Source organism: Acinetobacter sp. YH12251 (assembly GCF_013417465.1).
In the GTDB taxonomy this organism is placed as follows: Bacteria; Pseudomonadota; Gammaproteobacteria; order Pseudomonadales; family Moraxellaceae; genus Acinetobacter; species Acinetobacter amyesii.
Genome location: NZ_VPDZ01000006.1, coordinates 123,192 through 144,934, shown reverse-complemented (window position 1 = coordinate 144,934; position 21,743 = coordinate 123,192). Strand labels below are relative to the sequence as shown.

Genomic DNA, 21,743 nt, shown 5'->3' with positions numbered 1-21,743 from the left:
ATAATTAATTGCGATTAAGCATACCTGGTTAATGAGACAAATGAAGCATCAGTTTAAATTTAATCCTTTAGCGACTGCGATCTTAACCCTTCTATGTGGTAGCTCGTTACCAAGCTATGCAGCACCTGTTTCAAACCCGTCCACGGATGACGATACAGAACAACTCAAACAAAGCATTTCAGAAGCTTATCCGGGGCAGCAGTTCTTCGAACAATATTATGTCGATAAATCTGCACCTGAAGCACAGATTCGTAACACCAATCAATTAAGTTCTGCGTTTTGTACAGGCACCTGGATTACCCCAGTTGCTCCAACAACGAAAGCAGTCGCACCTGAAGATGCAACCTCTACCATTACCGCAGACTATGGTCATTTTGACCCGAATGGCGACTCCATTCTTGAAGGTAATGTTCTGATTGACCAAGAAGGTCGTCAAATTCGTGCCGATCAAATCAAAATTGATAAAACCCAAACCTATGCCAATGCTTCTGGCCGCGTGCAAATGGCACAGTCTGGGCTGATTTCGCAAAGTGATTCGATTGATTACAATTTAAAAACCCAACAGGGTGATTTAAATAACAGTTTCTTTATTGCTGAACAGCAGCATGCACACGGTCGCGCTGAGAAAATTTCACGTACTTCAACCGAAACACTCGAATTAGAAAACGCTGTTTATACCACTTGTCCACCTGATGAAAAACCAACGTGGAAAATTCAAGCAGACAAAATTAAGCTGAATCAAGAAACTGGTCGTGGTGAAACCAAAGGTACAACATTATATGTAAAAAACGTACCTGTGATGGCTGTGCCCTATTTCAACTTCCCGATTGATGACCGTCGTACCACAGGTATTTTGACCCCAAGCTTTGGTTTTACCAATGATGGTGGTGTTGAACTTGCCGTTCCCGTCTATCTCAACCTTGCACCAAACTATGATGCAACGGTCACACCACGTTATATTGCAGACCGCGGTCCAATGATGGAAGGCGAATTCCGCTATCTCACTGAAAACTTTGGTTCAGGGATGGTGTGGGGTGGTTATTTACCATCCGACCAAAAGTATGATGATCAGGATCGTAAAGACTTACATTTCCTCCACAACTGGAAAATTAACGATCAATTTACAACCAATTTAGAATACAATTATGCATCTGATAAAGACTATTTCTCAGATCTCAATAATAATCCAAACTCAAAAACTGACCTGAACTTACGCCGTGCATGGGAACTCAATTATAAAAATGGTATCCCTGGCCTAAAAGCACAGCTTAAAGTGGAAGACTTCCAAACACTGGATAAAACTGTCAGTGATGAAGACCGTCCATATGCGCGCTTGCCGCAATTCCTACTGAACTACAAGACTGGTAATCCGCTCGGCTTACAGTACGAATTTAACAATGATACGGCTTACTTCAAAAAGAACTTACGTAGTAATAATATTCCAAGCAATACTGGCGATTCGCCAATGTATGAGCCAAGTGGTGCACGTATTTATAACGACTTTAGTGTACGTTATAACTATCGTAACCCATGGTCTTTTGTAATACCAGAAGTGTCTATTCGTAACGTCAACACGATTTACGATCAAGACACCGTTAATGCACAAAACATTAGTTCATCAAATGAAAGTAAATCAGTCGTTGTACCGCAATTCACTTTAGATGCGGGTCTTGTGATGGAGCGCGAAGGTCGTTATCTACAAACCTTAACGCCTCGCTTTTTCTATGCGTATTCTCCATACAAAAAACAAGACACCAACCCGAACTTTGACTCAACCACAGCGTCAATTAATTATGACCAGTTATTTAGTCCGCGTCGGTTCTATGGTAATGACCGTTTAGAAGACAACAACTTCGCATCTCTAGGCTTGAGCTATAGTTTATTTGATGATGTTGGTCTTGAGCGTTTAAAAGCTAGCGTTGGTCAAAGTTTCTATTTTGAAGACCGTCGTGTCACACTGAACAACGTCTCTGATAAATTTGATACCGAACGCCATACCGGCCCTGTCGTGAGTATTTCTAGCCAATTATCTGACAGCATCAGTGTGAATGCCAATTCAGCATGGATGGCGAATGGTGATAATGCTCAGCGCGATATTCAAATGTATTACACAGGAAATAAAGGCAATTTATACAATGTCGGTTATTTCTATCGTAAAGACATTCCTAATCGCCAAGACAGCTATGACCAAGCAGTAGCATCGTTTATTCAACCTATACACAATAACTGGCGTATTATTGGTCATGCACAATATGACCTCGACAACAGTATTGCGCGTGAATATTTACTGGGTGTGAACTACGAGTCATGCTGCTGGGGTGTTTCAGTTTATGGTCGTTCGTACTATAACGATTTAGATGATGTAACATCTTCAGATGTTAAACCAAAACGTGCCATTATGGCGGAGTTCACTCTAAAAGGTTTAGGTGGCTTCAACAATAAATTAACCTCTTTGCTTGAAAACCGAGTGTTGGGTTTTAACAATATTAATCAATCTTGGACAGAACGTTAATGAAGACAAAACAGTTAAAACAAATTTTTAAAGCGTCAGCCTTGGCACTTTGCCTATCAACTTCTGTATCTGTATTTGCTGCTGCGCAACCTAAAGATGAAATTGTAGCTGTCGTTGACAATAGCGTGATTCTACGTAGTGATCTTGATCAAAGCATTGCCGAGATCACTCACCAATTTCAAGCAAAAAAACAAACCGTCCCACCGACTGAATACTTGCAGCAACAAGCTTTAGAACAGCTGATTTCGCGCCAAGCACAGCTTGAACAAGTGAAACGCTATAACGTCAAAGCGGATGAAAAATCACTCAATGAAGCCGTACTTAAAGTTGCGAAAGATGCCGGCTCTCCAAGCTTAGAAGCGTTTCAGCAAAAATTAGATGCTGTTGCACCAAATACTTATGCAGGTTTACGTGCACGCATCGCTGAAGACATCGCTTTACAACGTCTACGCCAACAGTTGGTCACTTCTCGCATTCAAATCAGTGACCAAGATGTGAAAAACTTCTTAAGCTCACCACAAGGTCAAGCTGCGTTAGGTAATCAAGTTCATGTCTTACATGTACGTGTAGCTAGCAGTGATAATGCCGTTAAAATCGCGGAAGACATTCGTAAAGAACTTGCAGCAAGCAACGATGTAAAAGCGATTACTAGCAAATACAGTACCAAAGACATTAAAGTTGACGGTGCCGATATGGGCTTCCGCAACTTATCTGATATTCCAGATGAACTTGCTGCACGTGTAGCTCCTTTGCAAGTTGGTCAAACCACTGAACTAATTTCAGTACGTGATGGCGTTCATGTTTTAAAATTGGTCGACCGTAAAAGTGGAGAACAAAAAGCCATTGTTCCTCAATACCAAACTCGCCATATCCTAATTCAACCATCTGAGGTTGTGAGTCCTGAAAATGCCAAGCAAATGATCGACAACTTGTATAATCGCCTGCAAAAGGGTGAAGATTTTGCGGTCTTGGCTTCAACGTTCTCGAATGACACTGGTTCTGCTGCCAATGGTGGTAGTTTAGGTTGGGTTAGCCCAGGTGTTATGGTTCCAGAATTTGAAGCAATGATGAAATCAACAGCGAAAGGTGAAATCAGCAAGCCTTTTCAGTCACAGTTTGGTTGGCACATCCTTCAAGTGACCGATACACGTCAACAAGATATGACACATGAAGTACAAGAACGTATGGCCCGTCAGATTTTAGGTGAGCGTCAATTCGACACTGAACTGGACAGCTGGTTACGTGAAATTCGCAACAATGCTTATGTTGAAATTAAAGATCCTACTCTAGATCGTAAAAAGAAATAAGTGAATAAATAAAAAAACCAGCTTCGGCTGGTTTTTTTATGTCGATTCTTATCATCATTCAGCACTTTAGTAATTATTACATACCCGTTATGAAAACAATCTACTCTTTTATAGGCAAAAAAAACCTCCCATTTGGGAGGTTTTTTTAACTCAATTAACGATTGTTGTTTTCGTCGTCTTGAGCATCTTCAAATTTAGTTTCGCCATCAAAACCAGCATTTTGACCGCCGAAGCTACTTTGACCGCCAAAGCCACCTTGACCACCAAAGCCACCTTGAGCGCCAAAGCCACCTTGACCACCGAAGCCACCTTGACCACCGAAGCCACCTTGACCACCGAAGCCACCTTGACCACCAAAGCCACCTTGGCCACCGAAGCCACCTTGTTGACCGCCGAAGCCGCCTTGTTGACCACCGAAGCCGGCAGCGCCTTGAGCACCAGCAGGAGCACCAGCAGGACGTGGGTTACGTGCTGGAACAACAGTTGAAATAGCGTGTTTGTAAACCATTTGGCTTACAGTATTTTTTAATAAAACAACGTATTGGTCGAAAGATTCAATATGACCTTGTAATTTAATACCGTTGACAAGGAAGATCGACACAGGAATACGTTCTTTACGGAGAGAATTTAAGAACGGATCTTGTAAAGTTTGACCTTTAGACATGTTATAACTCCAAAAAATAATAAAAATCAGCGCAAAAGCTACCTTTACTTTTCAATTAAAAATTATCAAAAAGGTAGTCTGTAAATTTTGCTTTATCCGTAGCACTTTCGCAAGTCTTCTTGAGCCTGCTGCGCAGTTAAATATGTAGTAAATTTATGCGTTTCTTGCAAAGATCTTAACCAAGTATATTGACGTTTTGCAAGTTGTCGTGTTGCAAAAAGTGCCTTATCCTCCATTTCACGCTGTTTTTCGCTACTTTGATCACTATTTTTCAAAAAATCTAAAGCTTGACGATATCCAACTGAGCGCATAGAGGGTAAATTTTCATTTAAATCGTATTTTTCAATGAGAGCTTTCACTTCATTTAAAAATCCAATTTCCCACATTGTTTTTAGACGTTGAGCTATACGCTCATGTAATTCTAATCGGTCGGGCAATAATGCGTAATTATGAAAATTGTAACGGTATGGTACGTTTTTAGGTTGCTCAGCTTGTAACTGCGTAATGGGTTTACCTGTTAATTTAAAAACTTCGAGCGCACGGATAATTCGTTGCTTATCACTCGGTTTAAATTTTTCACCTGCCAATGGGTCTACATTGCACAGTTCTGCATATACAGCATCCCAACCTTGCGACTCAGCTTTGGCTTCAATTTCAGCACGTACAGCATAGTCTGCACTTGGTAAGTTTGAAGACAACCCTTCCAATAAAGCCTTGTAATACAACATTGTACCACCGACTAAAATCGGTGTTTTACCTCGTACATGCATATCATCAATCAGTACACACGCATCTTCCACAAAGTTCGCTGCCGAATACACTTCTAGCGGACTGATAATATCAATCAAATGATGTGGATATTTTTCCAGCTCAACTTTACTCGGCTTGGCCGTACCAATATCCATATCCTGAAAAACCAAAGCAGAATCGACTGAAATTAATTCGAATCCACCTTGCTCGTATAACTCACATGCCAAGGCGGTTTTACCGCTTGCAGTTGGTCCCATTAAGTTGATGACCGGCAATTGATTTGACATGTAAAACTACTCTCCCCGAGCAAAAAGTTTATCTAGCTGTGCCAATGGAAACGCACGCCACGTCGGACGCCCATGGTTACATTGGCTGGCAAATTCAGTTTGTTCCATCTGACGCAGTAATGCATTCATTTCAGATAGACTTAAAATACGGTGTGCGCGTACAGCGCCGTGACAGGCCATGCCTGCCAATATTTGATCACGCTTTTGTAGTAACCCTGCAACCTGATCACTTGGGTCTAAATCATTTAATAAATCTGGAATCAGCGCATCAAAGTCTGCTTTATGCAAAATGGCAGGAACACCTCGGACAATGACTTGCTCATCGCCATATTGGTCTATTTCTAAACCTAGGCGTGCCAATTGTTCTTTGAGCTCATCGACGCGCATCGCTTGCATCCGACTGATACTGACGACTTTAGGAATCAGCAACTGCTGTGATGTCCAAAACTCAGGTTTATCCCAAGCTGTTTTCATCTGTTGCAAAACAATGCGTTCATGTGCCGCATGCATATCAACAATGATTAAACCTTCGGTGTTTTGGGCCAAAATATAAATACCATGCAATTGCGCAATGGCAATCCCCAAAGGATGCTCATCAACTTTCTGCTGAATATGTTCAGCTAAAGCGGTATCCGGATCATTTAACGACTCAGTTTGACGTAAAGGCGCTAAATAACTTTGCAATGCATTATTGAGCTGTCTGGAACCCGCTATATTTGACTGATATCCAGTGCTATTGTTCGACGCATTTGAATATTGCTGTGTATAAGCTTCCTGACCTGTTGGCGCATGATTTGAAGCATATTGCACCGTTGCTGGCGAACTAAAGTCAGTAAGTCCACCTGCGATCTCTGGACTAACAAAATTTGTGCCTTGCTCTGCAACTGGCTGAGGTTGATGTAATGAAAATTGTTCCTGATGACGCGGCTGCGGAATAATATTTTCGTGTGCCTGCCCATCAAGTTTCATTGCAGATGACAATTCGGCGGTCGCGGTTTGAAATTGCGCTAATGTCGATTTGGCAAAATGACGAACAAACTCATGTACTTCACGTTGATTTAGAAACCGAATTTCATGCTTGGTCGGATGCACATTCACATCGATATTTTCAGGATCAACTTCCATAAACAACAAATAAGCGGCATGTTGATGCCCATGCAAAATACCGTCATAAGCCATGCGAAGTGCATGTGAAACGGTCTTGTCTTTTACGATACGTCCATTCACATAGACGTATTGCATATCGGCCTGCGCACGTGCATCTGAAGGATGGCCTAACCAACCACTGAGACGCATATTGACGCTATCAGCATCTATCCAGTACGCATTTTCAGTAAATTGACGGCCTAATAATTGTTGTACCCGCTGAAAACGGAGCGCGCCACTGTCTGCAATAGGCAAGTTCAGCTTAATACTATTGTTATGCTCAAGGACAAAACGTATATCAAAATGGGTCAGTGCCAAACGACGGACAATTTCTTCGATATGTCCAAACTCAGTCCCCGGTTTTTTGAGGAACTTACGCCGTGCAGGCACATTAAAAAATAAATCTTGCACACGAATGGTGGTGCCTTGCGTCGCTGCCACAGGCTGAATTTCTTGCGAATCAAATGCAGTGCCATTTACTTCGACCTGATAGCCTACACCGTCATCATTTTGGCTACTGGTCAATGTCAAACGAGACACCGCAGCGATCGAAGCCAAGGCTTCCCCACGAAAACCTAGACTTACAATGGCATGCAAATCTTCAGCAGTTTGGATTTTACTTGTGGCATGGCGCATGACCGCCAAAGGTAGATCTTCAGGGTGAATACCCCGACCATTGTCTATTATTTCAATCAGTGTACTGCCGCCTTGTTCAATACGAACAATCAGCTCAGTCGCCCCTGCATCAATGGCATTTTCCAGTAATTCTTTGACCACAGAAGCAGGACGTTCAATCACTTCCCCTGCGGCAATTTGGTTGGCTAAGGCAGGATCAAGCGTTCGAATGCGGCGGGCACTGATTTCATTCAGCATGGTTAAATTTTTGCTCCAAAGCATTTTGCAAAGTTTCTGAAGAAGAGCTTAAAGTCGCTGTACGGGTGCTTTCATCCGCAGACTTTTCAATATTAATAATTAAATCAGCCTCAGGGATTTCGTCGCCCCCTTTAGATGGCCATTCAAATAAAAATAGGGCGTTCTGCGTTTCTAAATAATCACGGATACCCATAAGTTCAAGCTCATAAGGGTCATTCAGACGATATAAATCAAAATGAAAAATATCTTGTCCTTGAATATTGTAAGGTTCAACCAATGTATAGGTTGGACTTTTTACCGCACCTTGATGACCCAAGTGTTGTAAAAAATAACGTGTTAAGGTGGTCTTTCCTGCACCCAAGTCACCAATTAAATACGCTACACCCGTCGTAAAATGCGTCGCCAGTACGGTAGCTAAGTTTTGGGTATCGACTTCACTATTAAGTTCCAGACTGAATGAATACTGCATATTACTCACAACATGTACATAAGAATTAAATATGATAGCATCGCACTGGCTAAAATGGATATGTTCACACTATAGATTGAGCATTTTTCATGATGTGTTCTCTGCTTTATTTGCTCAGTTTTTAGATCTTTCTTCATGCACAGTTTTGAATTTACTCCCCCAATGATCAATGGTGTTAGTGCCAGTAAAGTCTTCCTTGACGGTCAACACATACAAGCCACAACGGTCTATGCATATTTGTGTGAGCAATTTCCTCATATCCAAGCAGCAGAGTGGCAACAACGATTTAAGGATGGTCTAGTCTATGCTGCAGATGGTGACGTTTTAACGATAGACAGTCCTTTTGAAGCAAATCGTCATGTTTATTATTATCGATTCTTAGCGCATGAAATCCATGTTCCCTTTGAGCATCAGATTTTATTTGAAAATGATCATTTCATCGTGGTCGATAAACCGCATTTTCTCACCATGAGTCCGACCGGTCAGTATGTACAAGAAACCTTGTTGGTTCGACTCAAAAAACAAACGCAGCTTGAACACCTGACACCGATTCATCGTTTAGATCGTGAAACTGCCGGTGTGGTTCTCTTCTCCAAATGTGTCGAAAGCCGTGGGCTATATCAACAGATGTTTGCCAAGCGGCAAGTTCAAAAAACCTATCATGCCATTGCAGCTTATCGAGATGACTTAAATTTCCCAATCACAACTCGCTATCGTATGGAAAAAGGTCAGCCATTTTATACAATGCAACTGGTAGATGGTGAGCCTAATAGTGAAACATACATTAAGCTCCTCCAGCAGCATGGAAACCATGCAAAGTATGAATTAAATCCCCATACCGGCAAACAACACCAACTTCGTGTACATTTAAATGCTTTGGGCATTCCAATTCAAAATGACCCCTTTTATCCAGTAGTACAACATAAGGCAGATGACGATTTCAGCCAACCTTTACAACTACTTGCGAAACAGCTTGAGTTTATCGATCCTGTGACAGAGCAGGCTTTTCAATTCAGTTCTGCCTATGAATTGACACTGTAAATCTATTGTCATTACATTAAATTGATAAAATACTGCCAAACTTTCTTGAATTTATAACAGTTTTGATTAGAATAAATGCGAAAAGTTAAGTATTTAAAAGCTTTCTAAGAATATGAGAAAAACTGAAGTCTACCAAATCCGTCTCGATTCACAGGAAAAGAAACAGGCCTTTGCCGTTTTTAAACAATTAGGCATAACACCTGCACAGGCTGTACGTCTATTCTTTAAACAAGTTGTTTTAACCAAATCGATCCCCTTCTCTATTGAAAACCAAAATATCAATATTGAACAATTGATTAAGTTGCGCAAATTAAAACAACAAGAAGCCCAAGCTATTTCAACCATTGAAATTAGCCCTGCTGAATTAGAAATTTTAAATAATGATCCATTATTAGATGATGATCATCTCGACTTGTTTGAAGAACTCAATGCAATTTTGGGTGAAGGTGACAAAACTTAACACTGTCGCATTTATAAACAATTTATAAATCAACCAATTTCGAAATTTCGATATGCTTCATGCAAGACTGATAAAAATAGCATGGAGTATAGAAAAAAATGATCGTTCGACGCGCAACAGAAGCAGACCTTCATCCACTTGCTGTTTTATTTGATGAATATCGCCAATTTTATGGCACCTCTTCTAATCTTGATATCTCATATAAATTTCTAAGACAACGTTTTGAAAATAATGAAAGCGTAATTTTTATTTGTCTAAAAGATGAAGTGATTACTGGGTTTATCTTACTGTATTTAGGCTTTTCATCTGTGGCTTGTTCAACCTACTATATTTTAGATGATGTCTATGTCAGCCCTGTATATCGTCGTCAGGGTTCAGCCAAACAATTGATCGATACCGCAGTTCTCTTTGCACAACATGAAGGTGCGCTTCGAATCAGCCTCGAAACTCAAAAAAATAACTATCACTCACATCAACTCTATGAATCGATGGGCTTCATTAAAGATGATGAATTTCAAACCTATCATTACTTTATTCGCTAATGCTCTGCTAGGCATTAAAAACATCATCAACGCATATTAGAAACGCATCTTTAAATAATTAGCAGACATATTTATGGGCTTTAATACCGCACACCCATCCTTCAAATGATGACCTATCAAAGCCCAGTACCCATTACTGTGGAGCGATATTTTCGCGAAATTTCGATTGTTCAATTTGCGCTGCATTCAAATAGATCCATTCACCCTCAGCGAGATCATCAAGCTTTAATTGTCCTATTTGAGCACGATGTAAAGTTTCAACTTTATTGCCGACAGCCGCCAACATCCGCTTCACTTGATGATATACCCCTTGATGAACAGTCATTTGTAATTGCTGTGAAGCCAATAGCTGCACATCGGTTGCAGCGAAAATGCCTTTTTCGTTTCGCAGCTCCACGCCTTGTTGCAATTGTTGCATTTGCTCAGGCGTCACAGGATCTGCGGTATGCATCGAATACACTTTGGCAACATGCTTTTTAGGGTGTGTCAGTGCTTGCAGATATTGACCATCATCCGTGAGCAGCAACAGTCCAGTGGTGTCTTGATCCAGCCGCCCTACGCATTGCAAACCACGATTTAACAGCACATCATCAAATAATTCAAAAACACTAAAATGATGGGTTGCCTGATGCGAACATTCATAACCTTTGGGTTTATTTAACGCAATATATATATGCTCACGATAGACATAGTCCTGTCCATGCACACTGTAAGTTAAATCATTCAAGTCCAGTTTTTGCTTTGGATTATCTACAATCTCACCGTGTATTTCGACCGCACCATTTTTAATCAACTGTTGGCAATATTTACGCGAACCAAAACCTTGTGATTGCAGCATTTTTTCCAGAAACATAGAACAACCTAATAAACACCATATATTGCTATTTTATACTGAACAACGAGCCAACTTGCAGGAAAAATAGCGGAAATGATCTTGAACGCCAGTTTTTAATGTTTCTGCGCTACACTATTGATTATTTATTGAAGTTTCTCACAAATATCCTATGTCTCAGTTGGATTTAAATCTGATCGTGTTATTGGTGTTATTGGCTTGTGGCATCTTTAGCCACAATACAGCGATCACCATAGCAGCAGGTGTCTTGATTGTTTTCCGCATCACGCCTTTAAGTGAATTTTTCCCCTATCTGCAACAATATGGCTTAAACATTGGCATTATTATTTTAACCATTGGCGTACTCACGCCGATCGCTAGCGGAAAAATTCCTGGTGATTCGATTTTAAAATCCTTTTTAAGTTGGAAATCCCTCGTCGCAATCGCTATTGGCATCTTTGTCGCATGGCTAGGCGGACGTGGTGTCAAACTGATGTCGAATCAGCCAGATGTTGTTGCCGGACTACTGATTGGGACAGTCGCAGGTGTTGCGATGCTGCGTGGTGTACCCGTCGGCCCACTCATTGCAGCAGGCATCTTGTCGCTACTGATTGGGATTAAGCAATAAGGCTGTTACTTACATAAAATAAAATTTTAAATTGAGCCATGCTGCATTTGAAATAAACGTCGACTAAGCATGATTCCAACGAATGACAACGCTGACATCAAGATACCCGCCCAAAACCACGCTCCAGTCTGTGAAACTACGGTGGCAATCAACGGAGGCAGAACAAATTGGGAAATGGCAGAACATTGTAAAATCATGCCGATCGTCGTACTAATTGCCGCGGGATAAGGTGCAAAATGCAGTGCTTGTGCAAAGACCGTCGCAGCAACTAAGCCACCAAAAAGCGAAAAACTAAACACCGTTAAATATTGCAATAAAAACGGTAACGCATCTTTAAAGAGATAAAATTCTAAGGAGCAAATGATCAAGACAGCAAAACCCAGTTGGACTAAAGTTTTAGCTTGAAAACCACGCTGTAATAGCAGTCCACACCCCCATGTGCCCACTGCATTCGCAACGGCAACACTGGCTGTTAAAGCGCCTGCCAATTCTGCTGAAATTTGGTTTTGGGCATAAATCATCGGTAAGAAGCCCACCAATGCAAACCACTGCCCTGCATATGTCCCAAAAATGAGCGCCAAAAGCCATGCTGCTGGATGTTTAAGAGTATCTCGAATGAGACCAATAATAGGTGTTGTATTCAGCGCCACATTAGGCTGAGGAATAAACATGGCGATACAGAGTAGTAATGCTGCAGTAATCATAGCGAAACTGAGCCAAACCACACTCCAACCATATTGAGCAATTAGAAATGGCGCCACCAATAAGGCTATGCCCATACCTCCGCCCATATAAGCACTCCACAGTCCCATCTTTGCGCTGATGTGCTGTAGCGGTACAAGCTGACGAATAAATGCAGGCCCTGTGAGTGTCACCAATAAGAAGCCAAATCCTTCTATGACACGCAGTAGCAACAAGACATCAAAGCTTTGTGCAAAGCTCCCCCATGCACTTGCTATCGTCAATAGACTTAAGCCCAATAAGATACACAGTTTAAATCCAATTTTTTGGATATAACTACCAATCAACAATGCAAAGCACATTCCTGCACCCTGTACTAGTGAGAGCAATAAACCAGACTGAATAAAGCTAATGCCGAGTTGCTGTTGTAATACAGGTATTGCGGGCGGTAGTTTCCCGATATGCATTGCAGCAATAAAACCTGCCGCAATAATGAATAAATCTTTTGACATCCCTTTCATTGAATTGTCATGCTCTTTTCGCCATGCAATACTGCACAGCTTAACAATTCAAAATATTATTTTGAGTCAAAAAACAAATGACCTTAGATGATTTTTCAATTATTTAATCATCTTGCACCGTCACATGCTAAGCGTACTTTGATTCAAATTAAACAACGATACTTAGTCATGTCATCCGCATTTGTTTGAGACAGGACAAGTTTTCATCAAAACGTTTTGCGATACTTTAGATAATATGAAGGTAGTGAACGAATTTACCTGCATAACTATGAGTGAATTATTTAAGCAGTGAGATATTTAGGCAGTACGTTATTCAGGATTGATTTGTTTACGTTCACGCTTATTGGCGTACATTTTCAAATCTGCCATTTCGACCAATTGATCGATGGATTGGGCATCCTCTGGAAATAAAGCCATGCCAATACTGGCACCAATTTTCAAACTCATTTGCTCGAATGCAAATGGCAGTCCGCAACTTTCTGCGATTCGATTCATCGCCGTTTGCGCACGCTCTAAGTTGGCAATATTGGTTAAAATCACAGCAAATTCATCACCACCCAAGCGTGCAACCAAGTCATCTTGACGTGTTTCACGCAAAATGCGCTGTGCAATTTCTTTCAGTGCAGCATCCCCAATGCGATGTCCAAACTGATCATTAATCGGCTTCAGACCATCCATATCAATCATCAAGATACCCAGTACTTTTTTCTGCGCACGTGCTTTTTCTATCCCTTGGCGTAAAAAGTCGACAAACAAAGCCCGATTAGCTAAGCCGGTTAAGCTATCTTGAGTCGCCAATTTATATAACTCTGTCGCACCGAAACGTGTCGCATGGTACATCGCCGCAGCGATCAACTCAGACATCAAACTCAATATATGTAAATCAGCTTCCTGAAAGGCATCGACTTGATCAGAGTAAATCTTTAATACACCGACACCTTCATCACAGTGAATCAATGGCACCACAGCCATCGAACGCAACCCGACACGTTGACATGCCACGCGATCTACCCGTGCATCTGTTTCCGAATCTTGGCAATACAGTGTTTGTTTTTGCGCTATACATAGACCCGATAAACTATTTTCAATATGTAGTCTTAAACCCAGTAAATGGCTCGCCCCGCCAGACACTGCACGATAGACCATATCACCATCTTCAGCCAACTCTACAACTGCACCTTTAGCATGTGTAATCTGCTGCGCCTGTTCTGCGACCACGGTCATCACTGCATTTAGATCTAAACCCAATTTGGCAATAGCTGTCTGAGTTTGAATCACAGACATGAGTTGAGTTGGTGAGGGTTCTATAGTATTTGGCATGATTGAGTTCAAACAGGGTTCAGTGTGAGATACAGCTCAATTCTAGAAATTATTCATTCACTTGTATAGCGATCTTAAAGTGATATCTGTGCATTCATGCACTTTAGATACAACTCATTGAGATACTGCGCTTTAAAAGAAAATGCACTCAAGGAAACAACAGAGCAAGTGGAATCATCGATACACATTTCGAAGGTTGGGGAAATCATGATGTATGGATGACCCACGTATTTCACGACTCTCCCCCTAGATATTATTTCAACGCGTAAATTTCACTCTGCATCCATTCTCCGCCTTCCAATTGCACATCTACAGCCTCACGTTGATATTCAGCACCTTCAAATTCATCTAAAGCCCCCAATGTGCGGCTAAGTTTTCAGAGATAAAAACATAGCATTCAATCGCCTGACCTGCCTTCGATAAACGAATGCCCGGACTGCCCATCGCTGCACCCCAGCCTTTATGTTCTAGCTCACCCCAAACCACACCTTTCTTCCACTCGCCACCAATACGCTCCATCACATGAGCATTGGGCTGACCTAGACGTCATGTCCCGTATACAAAAAGACTCTGAGTCATAGCTCCTCCTTAGTTGGAATAATATTGATTGCGTTTTTGTGAGAATTTCGCCAACTGTTTTAGGAAGCCTTCAAAATAGCTTTTTTCAGCCTCTTCGGTACGATAACCGGCGTACAAAGTTCGTCTTAAACCTTCAGGTGAAACACAATCTAAACGTCGAGAGGTCACCCAACCTTTTTGCTCATATTCATTCACGACCCAATCAGGTAATGCCGCAATGCCACGACCGCTTGCAACCAACTGAATCAGCATCTGGGTCAAATCTGTGGTACGGACGTGTTTAGGCTGAATATTGGCCGGTAAAAATAATTTCGCCATGATATCTAAACGATGTTTATCGACCGGATAGGTTATCAGCGTTTCTTCTGCTAATTCTTGAACAGTCACATTTGTCGCACGAACCAATGGATGTGTATTGGACAATACCAAACGAGACTCATATTCAAAGATAGGGAAATATTCCACACCTTTTAAATTGATTGGGTCTGCCGTAATCAGAAGATCAAACTCGCCTGTTTGTAATAGTTCATGCGGATTGGCTTCAAAGCCAGAGGCAAAGTCCAAATCTACATCGGGGTATTGCTGACGGTAGACATTCAATAACGGCATCAGCCAATCAAAACAACTATGACATTCAGAAGAAAAAATAATTCGGCCGGTTTGACCATGCACAATACGTGTAATGTCCGATTGCGCAATTTGAACTTGCGGCAAAATGTCATCGGCAAGGCGTAGTAAACGTTGCCCAACATTCGAAAAGGTCACAGGACGTGTTCGTCGGTTCACCACCTCTACCCCATACCAATGATCCAGTTCTTTCAACTGGTGTGAAAGTGCAGAAGGCGTTAAACACAGATCATTAGATGCAGCGACCAAAGAACCGTGTTCTCTGAGTGCCAATAAGGTTTTGAGATGGCGTAATTCCAACATGATTGTTCTCAACAAAACTTGGGAGCAACTTTGCAATCGAATAGTTTTCGCAAAGCATTAATGAATTATACTCACCTTATCATTATTTTATTAAGTTTTATTCATTTAAAGTTTTATTTGGAACTTTAATCACCAATTCATCGTTTTTAAGCAGATGCAAAGGATGAAAATAAACACGATGCCCCTTATTAAAAAAGCCAGATTGATCAATCTGGCTTTAAATGTATGTAATCCAAAGAATGTGTTATTCCACAAATAATAAAGCCAAACGAACTTGGTCATATCCCATGCGTGGACTGGTCAACTCCACAATTGGGCGCAGCTTAATAGTACCATCATCGTTATAATGTGCTGGGTCTTGTCGTTTCGCCAAACGTTTATAAATTTTACGCACCTGCTCAACCACGTCTTCTCCCGGATGTGCCACCGATATATCTAAACCTTGCTCTTTTTGCAGACGAGCCAAATGATTAATAATCGTAGCAGGTGTTAAACCACGCTCCACTGCAATATCTTGAATTTCATAACCTTCCTCAAACAATTCACGAGTTTGATCTAAAGTCGCTGTGGCAAAGCTTTGTTTCGCACCAGTTTTGGCAATTTTCTTTTCATTGCGCTCGATTTCCACTTCATTCAGTGTTCCGCCACAATGGCGAATAAAGGCTTTGTGTTGAACGGTTAAATCGGCCTCTGCAAAATTGGTTTCCGCTTCATCAGAGAGTTCCTGAAAACGTCGATCGGCTTTAATCGCCAAACTGTCGAGTTCTAAAGCTTGTTCATTAAAACCAAGTAAACGCAAACCATCTAATGTTTTTAAACGCGACAATGCCACATAACCCTGACCTTTCTCAAAAGTATGCGTCAAGTTAATTTCAGCCGCTGCAAGGGTCATCCCTTGAGATTTGTGAATGGTGATCGCCCAGGCCAAACGCAGTGGAATTTGTTGGAAACTGGCAATGGTTTTACCATCATCATTATCGACAGACCATGTTTCAGGTTCTACCACCAAGGTCGTGCCATCAGTGAGTTTTACTTTAGGCAAGATGCCATATTCATCATCTTCTTCAAAACCTATCACTTCACCGAGGCTGCCATTGATATAGCCCACGTCAAAGTTGTTTTTTACAAACATCACTTTGGCATTTTTCTTTAAGGTCAAAGTTTCCGGCGCACGCACGGATGATTTTAAGGTTTCGATCAGTTTATCATTACCATCACATTGGGCATCAAACTGGCGAGATTCTTGCTCAATTTCATTTAGATGTTTATAGTTAATACTATCTACATCCATATTATGGGTATACAAGCGCGTAAAGGTTTCACCTATATTTTGTGAACTTGTCTGCCTTAAAGCATGCAAATGATCGCCCGTAATTTGCTGAGCACGAATCGCATTTAGAATATCATTGAGATAGTCATTACCCTGACGATGTTGTTCGGTCAAATAACACACGCGAAACTTCGCTTCTACCCATGCCTCAGACATAAAGCAAAACTTGTCACGGTTTAATTCACCTTTGCGTCCCACAGGGGGTAACTGGAAGAAGTCACCTGCAACAATGACTTGAATCCCCCCAAAAGCATCTTCACTGTCTTTAAAAAATTTTAAAACTTTATTCACCAAGTTTAATTGCTTGGCATGCAACATCGAAATTTCATCGATGATTAAAACTTGGGCATTTTCCAAATGCTCTTTTAAATATTTACGTTCTTTTAAGCGCTTTAACTCATCTTCGGAAATCGCATCTTTAATCCCAATCCCTGCCCATGTATGAATTGTCATGCCATTCATATGGGTTGCAGCAATCCCTGTAGAAGCCGTAATTGCCACCGGCACTTTGCGCGCTTTCAGATAATTGATGTACTGATTTAAAGTATAAGTTTTCCCTGCACCAGCCGAACCTGTTAAAAACACATTTTCGCCTGCTTTGAGCAGCTTGAGTGCAGTTTCTTGTTTCATAAGACCTATACCGTAAAAGAACGGCTATAGCCTAACGATTTTTGACTCAAAAGTTAAGCGCACAACACAGTTTACTAAATCCGTATTTCGCCAATCTTACTTTAAGCTATTGAACCTATTTAAAAATTCTTTGGCGATATTTACTTTTTCTATTTCTGCTTGGGTATTATTTGAATACTCGAGTTGATCAAAAACCAAAATGTGGTTTTGCACATGACAGCCCAAAGTCATCGATACATGCAAAATGGGATGGTACATATGAAAAGCTACATATACTCTTGCAATGATACTGGCGCTATAACTTGATGCCAAACAATGTTTAAATTGAATAGATTCATCAATAATTCGATCGATGGTTTTTAATTCTTCAAAGACCCACTCTTGAAAATAGATTTTGTCTTCTGTTGTAAATGGCTGCCAGACTGTTGTCTCAAATTTACGCTTTAATTGAGTTAACACTTCTTGCTTTTGTTGCTTGGCATGCCAATGCACCGCCTGATGAAAGACCCCATTCCAGGTAATATTTTTAGGGACTGTATGACCTGTAGAATAAGTCGCACTAACATAGTCACGCACATAGGCATCAAATACAGATACTCTTAAATTAGCATGCTTTAAATAAAATAAATTTCGAAAATCCTGCAGTTGAATTTTATGCTGTCGTAACATACTTAAAAACTGGCGATTTTCTTGGGTTTCTGGACGGATATAATCCATCAAAGCCTGCGGTAATTGCTGCGTACAACGTACTAAATGTTGCAGATAGGCCTGCATAATACGGCTCAAAGGTAGATAGACTTTTTTTATGGCCTGATCCTCCGCGCCTAACACCTGTCGCATTAAGATCAACCACTCATCTAAATACAAAATCGATGGGCTGATCACTACACGATGGTCATCATGCTGCTGATATTTTCGCTGTAAAACAAACTGTAGATTTTTTTCATGATTAAACCAATCATGTTCATGCGCAATCGTATGGCAATTTTGAATAAATAAGCGCGCTGCAACAAATTGAAAATGTTGTAAGGTCGCAAGAATCAATGCGGGATGAATATGCTGCGTATCGACAAAACTTAATGCCGTCACAGCCACTCGTACATTACTGTGTTGAAAATTACGACTCAGCCAATCCAATACTTCGGCTGACTGCTTGAACATCCATCGCACTGCACGGTTGTTATCGAGTAAAGGGAGTTTTCCACATTTTTTTTGCCAAATTGCTGTGGCTTGCACAAAATTGCTATGGCTTAATATGTCCTGCTCTGCCCAAACATCCCGATGCATCAAACGAATAAAACCCAACAAATTGGGACGCTCATATGCATGGTCGAGCAACAAAATAATATCTTCTATATGTTCATTTAATTCTTGTAAATTGAACCGATCTTCATAACTCAAACTCATGATCCGGCAAATCGTTGGATCTAAAAATTGTGCTGTAGCAAAACAAATCTCGTCCAAACTATCCATCAAGAGCTGTATCGGCAATATTTCAGCTTCTGTAAGTGAATGAAGCGCAAACATCTGCTCAATCTTTTGCATCAACCAATGTGGTAGACAGATTTGGCATTCGATATACGTTTGTAATAGCGGTGTCTGATAAATCTGCTGCTCTTGCATCAACTGATCAAAAATTTGCGCTTCAACTCCTGTCATCTGTGCTAAAAACTGCTGAACACGCGCTGGCCCATTTAGATGTTGAAAAACGGACTGTAAGATCAATTGTCTAAATTGCTGTGCTTTTTCTCTGAGCAAGAGTGAATGTTGCGGCTTTAGGTCGCCAGTAAAAAAATACAATTCATGAAATAAGAAATCTTCTATTGTTTCAATACATGGCACTGTCGAATGCAATTCAACAATTTTGATGGGTCTAAATGGACTTCTAGGAAACTGATAGCCAATCGATTCACGACTTTGTAGCTGTAAGGTCCACAGTCCATTACACAGTTGAATGCGGTGCTGCTCTTGTTCAATTTTAAAGATATTTTGTGAATTGAGTGCTGTAGCAAGTTCCATTTGCTCTTGATACAACTGCTTTAAACTTGGAGATATTCGAATAAGTTGCCGAGCAATATGCTCTAGCTGCGGGGTCAAGCTTTTCTTTTCCATCTTCCGCCCTAACGATCGTTGATTATTTTTCAACCTTCACTATAGTCAAAGTTTAATGCTCCGACTACTGCCATTAATCAGCCAAATAGCTGTACAAAAGGTCAATACAAAGGCGTTCAATAAAAAAATCTAAAAGCTATTGTTGTGACAAAATTCACCATGATTTTGAGCTGTGACTGACAAAAAATGAATGAAGTTTAAGAGTAGTCACTATTATTGATTTGTAGAATGTTGTTCTGAACGGATTTTCTTAAGCTGTTCTATCGCATTGTAAATATCTTGTTGTAGTGCCTCTCGATAGAGCTTTAAATCCTCCACACTCTGAATATGACTCAAACTTTGACGGGGTAAAAATTGAAAATAGAATGGAATGCGCTTGGGGATAATACGTTTGGGTAAAGACGGAATCACATCACCATGACGTAATAATTTATCGATTTTTTGTATTTTTAATAGTTGTTTAAACCAACGATGTTCAACGATCACACTGGCATCAAAGCCCAGCTCAAAGACTTCATCCCCACCTAAAGCGGCAAAAGGCACGATGTCATAATTAAATTCTTGCGCCAGTTTTAAAAAGCCATAACGTTGCTTCCAAATCAGTTGATAGGCTTCGCCTTTGCGTTTCAAAACCTCTCGACCACCACCGGGAAAAACTAAAATGGAATAACCTTGTTGCATCACTGTTCTGACATAGTCCTGAATACCTTGGACTGCACCGAACTTTTTGACCATGCCACGCCAACCAGGCAAATAAAAATGGCTATGATCAGCAATACTGACCACAGCCACTTTATGTTCATTGTAGAGATAATCAATAATCACCGGTGAATCGAGTACACCGTAAATTGTATGATTCCCTACATACATTGCAGGTTTTGATGCATCAATATATTCAGCGCCAAAAAAGGTCGGCGTGAAATACATGCGGGATAAAGCGCTTAAACGCTTTATCCATTTTGCATCATGTTCAACCTGCAAATGTGCTGACCTTAGGCAGCATCATGTTTTTGAACAAGTACAGAACCTACTGAGTAGCCTGCACCAAATGAGCAAAGTACGCCATATTCGCCATGGTTTACTTCATTCGCAGTACGGTGCAATGCAATAATGACACCTGCTGATGAAGTATTGGCAAACTCATCAAGAATGATTGGCACAAGGTCTGGCTGAGCATGTTCTTTACCCACAACCAGTTTCAGAATCAATTCATTCATGCTGGCATTTGCTTGGTGTAACCAGAAGCGTTTTACATCTGTTGCCGCAATTTTATTGTCATCCAATTGCTTAGTGATCATTTTCGCCACTAATGGACACACTTCTTTAAATACTTTACGACCGTCTTGACGGAAACGGTTGTTGTCGATGTCAGCATCGACTTCACTCATATTTAAGTAACCGAAGTTGTTACGAATGTTGTTTGAGAACTGAGTAAACAGGTCAATATCCAACACTTCAAAACCAGCTTTGGTTTCAGTTTCTTCAATGATCGAAGCCGTTGCAACGTCACCAAAGATGAAGTGACAGTCACGCATACGGAAATCTGTGTGACCAGATGTGATCTCAACGTTTACCAATAACACGCGACGAGCGCCTGATTTGATCGCGTCATAGGCTTGCTTGATACCAAAAGTTGCAGCTGAACATGCAACGTTCATGTCATAGGCATAACCCTGAATACCCAACGCAGTTTGAATTTCAATTGAAACGGCTGGATATGCACGTTGAATGTTAGAGCATGACAAGATCACAACATCGATGTCTTCAGCAGTCACACCCGCATTTTCCATCGCTTGCTTTGCAGCAGCTACGCCCCATTCCGCTTGAATAGACAATTCATCATTTGAACGTTCATGCAATACTGGACGTAAACGTTTTGGATCTAAAATACCGCTTTTTTCAGCAACATAACGTGCTTTTACGCCAGATGCTTTTTCGATAAATTCTGCACTTGAACCACGGCGCGCTTCTAGCTCACCGGCTTCAATTTTTTCAGCATTATCACTGTTGTACTGTTCCACATAAGCATTTAAAGCTTCAACTAACTCTTCGTTAGTAATTACGTCTTCTGGATGATAAAGACCTGTACCCGTAATGCGGATGCCCATGTAAAACTCCTTTTAGAAATT

At 40.9% G+C, this 21,743-nt stretch carries 20 protein-coding genes; 6 read left to right on the top strand and 14 right to left on the bottom strand.

The genetic code is table 11. The annotated features are described in order from the left end of the window. The first annotated feature begins 40 nt into the window (after positions 1-40). Positions 41-2,512 (top strand): LPS-assembly protein LptD, encoded by a 2,472-nt coding sequence (locus tag FTV27_RS06560; protein ID WP_078193726.1) that lies wholly within the window; start codon positions 41-43, stop codon positions 2,510-2,512. Beyond that, positions 2,512-3,819: a peptidylprolyl isomerase gene (locus tag FTV27_RS06555; protein ID WP_078193677.1), complete on the top strand. Its 1,308-nt coding sequence runs from the start codon at positions 2,512-2,514 to the stop codon at positions 3,817-3,819. The genes FTV27_RS06560 and FTV27_RS06555 overlap by 1 nt, the downstream gene beginning before the upstream one ends. Before the next feature lie 154 nt (positions 3,820-3,973). Here FTV27_RS06555 and hfq read toward each other — a convergent pair whose 3' ends face one another. The 4 genes from hfq to tsaE all read right to left on the bottom strand — a co-directional run bounded on the left by hfq (position 3,974) and on the right by tsaE (position 8,008). After that, complete coding sequence (gene hfq / locus FTV27_RS06550) at positions 3,974-4,483, bottom strand: RNA chaperone Hfq (RefSeq protein ID WP_078193678.1); 510 nt, start codon at positions 4,481-4,483, stop codon at positions 3,974-3,976. Between the two features lie 92 nt (positions 4,484-4,575). Beyond that, positions 4,576-5,520 (bottom strand): tRNA (adenosine(37)-N6)-dimethylallyltransferase MiaA, encoded by a 945-nt coding sequence (gene miaA / locus FTV27_RS06545; RefSeq protein WP_078193679.1) that lies wholly within the window; start codon positions 5,518-5,520, stop codon positions 4,576-4,578. Positions 5,521-5,526: 6 nt separating this feature from the next. Continuing rightward, on the bottom strand, positions 5,527-7,539 hold the full coding sequence (mutL, locus tag FTV27_RS06540; protein WP_180003095.1) for a DNA mismatch repair endonuclease MutL: 2,013 nt from the start codon (positions 7,537-7,539) through the stop codon (positions 5,527-5,529). After that, positions 7,529-8,008 (bottom strand): tRNA (adenosine(37)-N6)-threonylcarbamoyltransferase complex ATPase subunit type 1 TsaE, encoded by a 480-nt coding sequence (gene tsaE / locus FTV27_RS06535; protein ID WP_180077621.1) that lies wholly within the window; start codon positions 8,006-8,008, stop codon positions 7,529-7,531. The genes mutL and tsaE overlap by 11 nt, the downstream gene beginning before the upstream one ends. A gap of 135 nt (positions 8,009-8,143) precedes the next feature. Between tsaE and FTV27_RS06530 the strand changes: the two genes are divergently transcribed. From FTV27_RS06530 to FTV27_RS06520, 3 genes are all read left to right on the top strand, one after another. Then, positions 8,144-9,049, top strand: a complete 906-nt coding sequence (locus tag FTV27_RS06530; protein WP_180077619.1) for a pseudouridine synthase — start codon at positions 8,144-8,146, stop codon at positions 9,047-9,049. A 112-nt stretch (positions 9,050-9,161) separates the two neighbouring features. Beyond that, the gene (locus FTV27_RS06525; protein WP_078193683.1) at positions 9,162-9,509 is read left to right on the top strand and encodes a type II toxin-antitoxin system RelB/DinJ family antitoxin; all 348 of its coding nucleotides are present in this window, start codon (positions 9,162-9,164) and stop codon (positions 9,507-9,509) included. A gap of 98 nt (positions 9,510-9,607) precedes the next feature. Continuing rightward, on the top strand, positions 9,608-10,051 hold the full coding sequence (locus FTV27_RS06520; RefSeq protein ID WP_078193684.1) for a GNAT family N-acetyltransferase: 444 nt from the start codon (positions 9,608-9,610) through the stop codon (positions 10,049-10,051). A 133-nt stretch (positions 10,052-10,184) separates the two neighbouring features. Here the strand turns inward: FTV27_RS06520 and FTV27_RS06515 are convergent, their stop codons facing one another. After that, complete coding sequence (locus tag FTV27_RS06515; RefSeq protein WP_180077617.1) at positions 10,185-10,904, bottom strand: pseudouridine synthase; 720 nt, start codon at positions 10,902-10,904, stop codon at positions 10,185-10,187. Between the two features lie 151 nt (positions 10,905-11,055). Here FTV27_RS06515 and FTV27_RS06510 point away from each other — a divergent pair, with 151 nt between their 5' ends. Beyond that, a complete protein-coding gene (locus FTV27_RS06510) occupies positions 11,056-11,511 on the top strand; it encodes a DUF441 domain-containing protein (protein ID WP_111885075.1) in 456 nt (151 codons plus the stop codon). Positions 11,512-11,537: 26 nt separating this feature from the next. On the opposite strand, the gene FTV27_RS06505 is transcribed toward FTV27_RS06510, so the two are convergent. The 9 genes from FTV27_RS06505 to FTV27_RS06470 all read right to left on the bottom strand — a co-directional run bounded on the left by FTV27_RS06505 (position 11,538) and on the right by FTV27_RS06470 (position 21,722). Continuing rightward, a complete protein-coding gene (locus tag FTV27_RS06505) occupies positions 11,538-12,704 on the bottom strand; it encodes a CynX/NimT family MFS transporter (RefSeq protein ID WP_233944307.1) in 1,167 nt (388 codons plus the stop codon). Positions 12,705-13,022: 318 nt separating this feature from the next. Beyond that, entirely contained in the window at positions 13,023-14,033 is a 1,011-nt protein-coding gene (locus tag FTV27_RS06500; RefSeq protein ID WP_180077613.1) for a sensor domain-containing diguanylate cyclase, read from the bottom strand. Between the two features lie 253 nt (positions 14,034-14,286). Continuing rightward, the gene (locus FTV27_RS17340) at positions 14,287-14,394 is read right to left on the bottom strand and encodes a gamma-glutamylcyclotransferase (RefSeq protein WP_373684544.1); all 108 of its coding nucleotides are present in this window, start codon (positions 14,392-14,394) and stop codon (positions 14,287-14,289) included. Next, positions 14,382-14,552 carry a hypothetical protein gene (locus FTV27_RS17335; protein WP_373684545.1) on the bottom strand — a complete coding sequence of 57 codons (171 nt, stop codon included), beginning with the start codon at positions 14,550-14,552 and terminating at the stop codon, positions 14,382-14,384. The genes FTV27_RS17340 and FTV27_RS17335 overlap by 13 nt, the downstream gene beginning before the upstream one ends. Positions 14,553-14,621: 69 nt before the next feature. After that, the gene (locus tag FTV27_RS06490) at positions 14,622-15,542 is read right to left on the bottom strand and encodes a LysR family transcriptional regulator (RefSeq protein WP_078189020.1); all 921 of its coding nucleotides are present in this window, start codon (positions 15,540-15,542) and stop codon (positions 14,622-14,624) included. A gap of 244 nt (positions 15,543-15,786) precedes the next feature. Next, positions 15,787-17,502 (bottom strand): AAA family ATPase, encoded by a 1,716-nt coding sequence (locus tag FTV27_RS06485; RefSeq protein WP_180077611.1) that lies wholly within the window; start codon positions 17,500-17,502, stop codon positions 15,787-15,789. Positions 17,503-17,598: 96 nt separating this feature from the next. Further along, positions 17,599-19,614, bottom strand: coding sequence for a hypothetical protein (locus FTV27_RS06480; RefSeq protein WP_180077609.1), 2,016 nt, complete (start codon positions 19,612-19,614; stop codon positions 17,599-17,601). Between the two features lie 213 nt (positions 19,615-19,827). After that, the gene (locus FTV27_RS06475; protein WP_180077607.1) at positions 19,828-20,595 is read right to left on the bottom strand and encodes a 1-acyl-sn-glycerol-3-phosphate acyltransferase; all 768 of its coding nucleotides are present in this window, start codon (positions 20,593-20,595) and stop codon (positions 19,828-19,830) included. Between the two features lie 11 nt (positions 20,596-20,606). Beyond that, the gene (locus tag FTV27_RS06470; protein ID WP_111885081.1) at positions 20,607-21,722 is read right to left on the bottom strand and encodes a beta-ketoacyl-ACP synthase III; all 1,116 of its coding nucleotides are present in this window, start codon (positions 21,720-21,722) and stop codon (positions 20,607-20,609) included. Between the last annotated feature and the right edge of the window lie 21 nt (positions 21,723-21,743).

Bases quoted from the DNA above. Each gene is read 5' to 3' on its own strand.
- FTV27_RS06560 (WP_078193726.1), top strand. From the start codon at position 41: ATGAAGCATCAGTTTAAATTTAATCCTTTAGCGACTGCGATCTTAACC.
- FTV27_RS06555 (WP_078193677.1), top strand. From the start codon at position 2,512: ATGAAGACAAAACAGTTAAAACAAATTTTTAAAGCGTCAGCCTTGGCA.
- hfq (WP_078193678.1), bottom strand. From the start codon at position 4,483: ATGTCTAAAGGTCAAACTTTACAAGATCCGTTCTTAAATTCTCTCCGT.
- miaA (WP_078193679.1), bottom strand. From the start codon at position 5,520: ATGTCAAATCAATTGCCGGTCATCAACTTAATGGGACCAACTGCAAGC.
- mutL (WP_180003095.1), bottom strand. From the start codon at position 7,539: ATGCTGAATGAAATCAGTGCCCGCCGCATTCGAACGCTTGATCCTGCC.
- tsaE (WP_180077621.1), bottom strand. From the start codon at position 8,008: ATGCAGTATTCATTCAGTCTGGAACTTAATAGTGAAGTCGATACCCAA.
- FTV27_RS06530 (WP_180077619.1), top strand. From the start codon at position 8,144: ATGCACAGTTTTGAATTTACTCCCCCAATGATCAATGGTGTTAGTGCC.
- FTV27_RS06525 (WP_078193683.1), top strand. From the start codon at position 9,162: ATGAGAAAAACTGAAGTCTACCAAATCCGTCTCGATTCACAGGAAAAG.
- FTV27_RS06520 (WP_078193684.1), top strand. From the start codon at position 9,608: ATGATCGTTCGACGCGCAACAGAAGCAGACCTTCATCCACTTGCTGTT.
- FTV27_RS06515 (WP_180077617.1), bottom strand. From the start codon at position 10,904: ATGTTTCTGGAAAAAATGCTGCAATCACAAGGTTTTGGTTCGCGTAAA.
- FTV27_RS06510 (WP_111885075.1), top strand. From the start codon at position 11,056: ATGTCTCAGTTGGATTTAAATCTGATCGTGTTATTGGTGTTATTGGCT.
- FTV27_RS06505 (WP_233944307.1), bottom strand. From the start codon at position 12,704: ATGTCAAAAGATTTATTCATTATTGCGGCAGGTTTTATTGCTGCAATG.
- FTV27_RS06500 (WP_180077613.1), bottom strand. From the start codon at position 14,033: ATGCCAAATACTATAGAACCCTCACCAACTCAACTCATGTCTGTGATT.
- FTV27_RS17335 (WP_373684545.1), bottom strand. From the start codon at position 14,552: ATGGAGCGTATTGGTGGCGAGTGGAAGAAAGGTGTGGTTTGGGGTGAG.
- FTV27_RS06490 (WP_078189020.1), bottom strand. From the start codon at position 15,542: ATGTTGGAATTACGCCATCTCAAAACCTTATTGGCACTCAGAGAACAC.
- FTV27_RS06485 (WP_180077611.1), bottom strand. From the start codon at position 17,502: ATGAAACAAGAAACTGCACTCAAGCTGCTCAAAGCAGGCGAAAATGTG.
- FTV27_RS06480 (WP_180077609.1), bottom strand. From the start codon at position 19,614: ATGGAAAAGAAAAGCTTGACCCCGCAGCTAGAGCATATTGCTCGGCAA.
- FTV27_RS06470 (WP_111885081.1), bottom strand. From the start codon at position 21,722: ATGGGCATCCGCATTACGGGTACAGGTCTTTATCATCCAGAAGACGTA.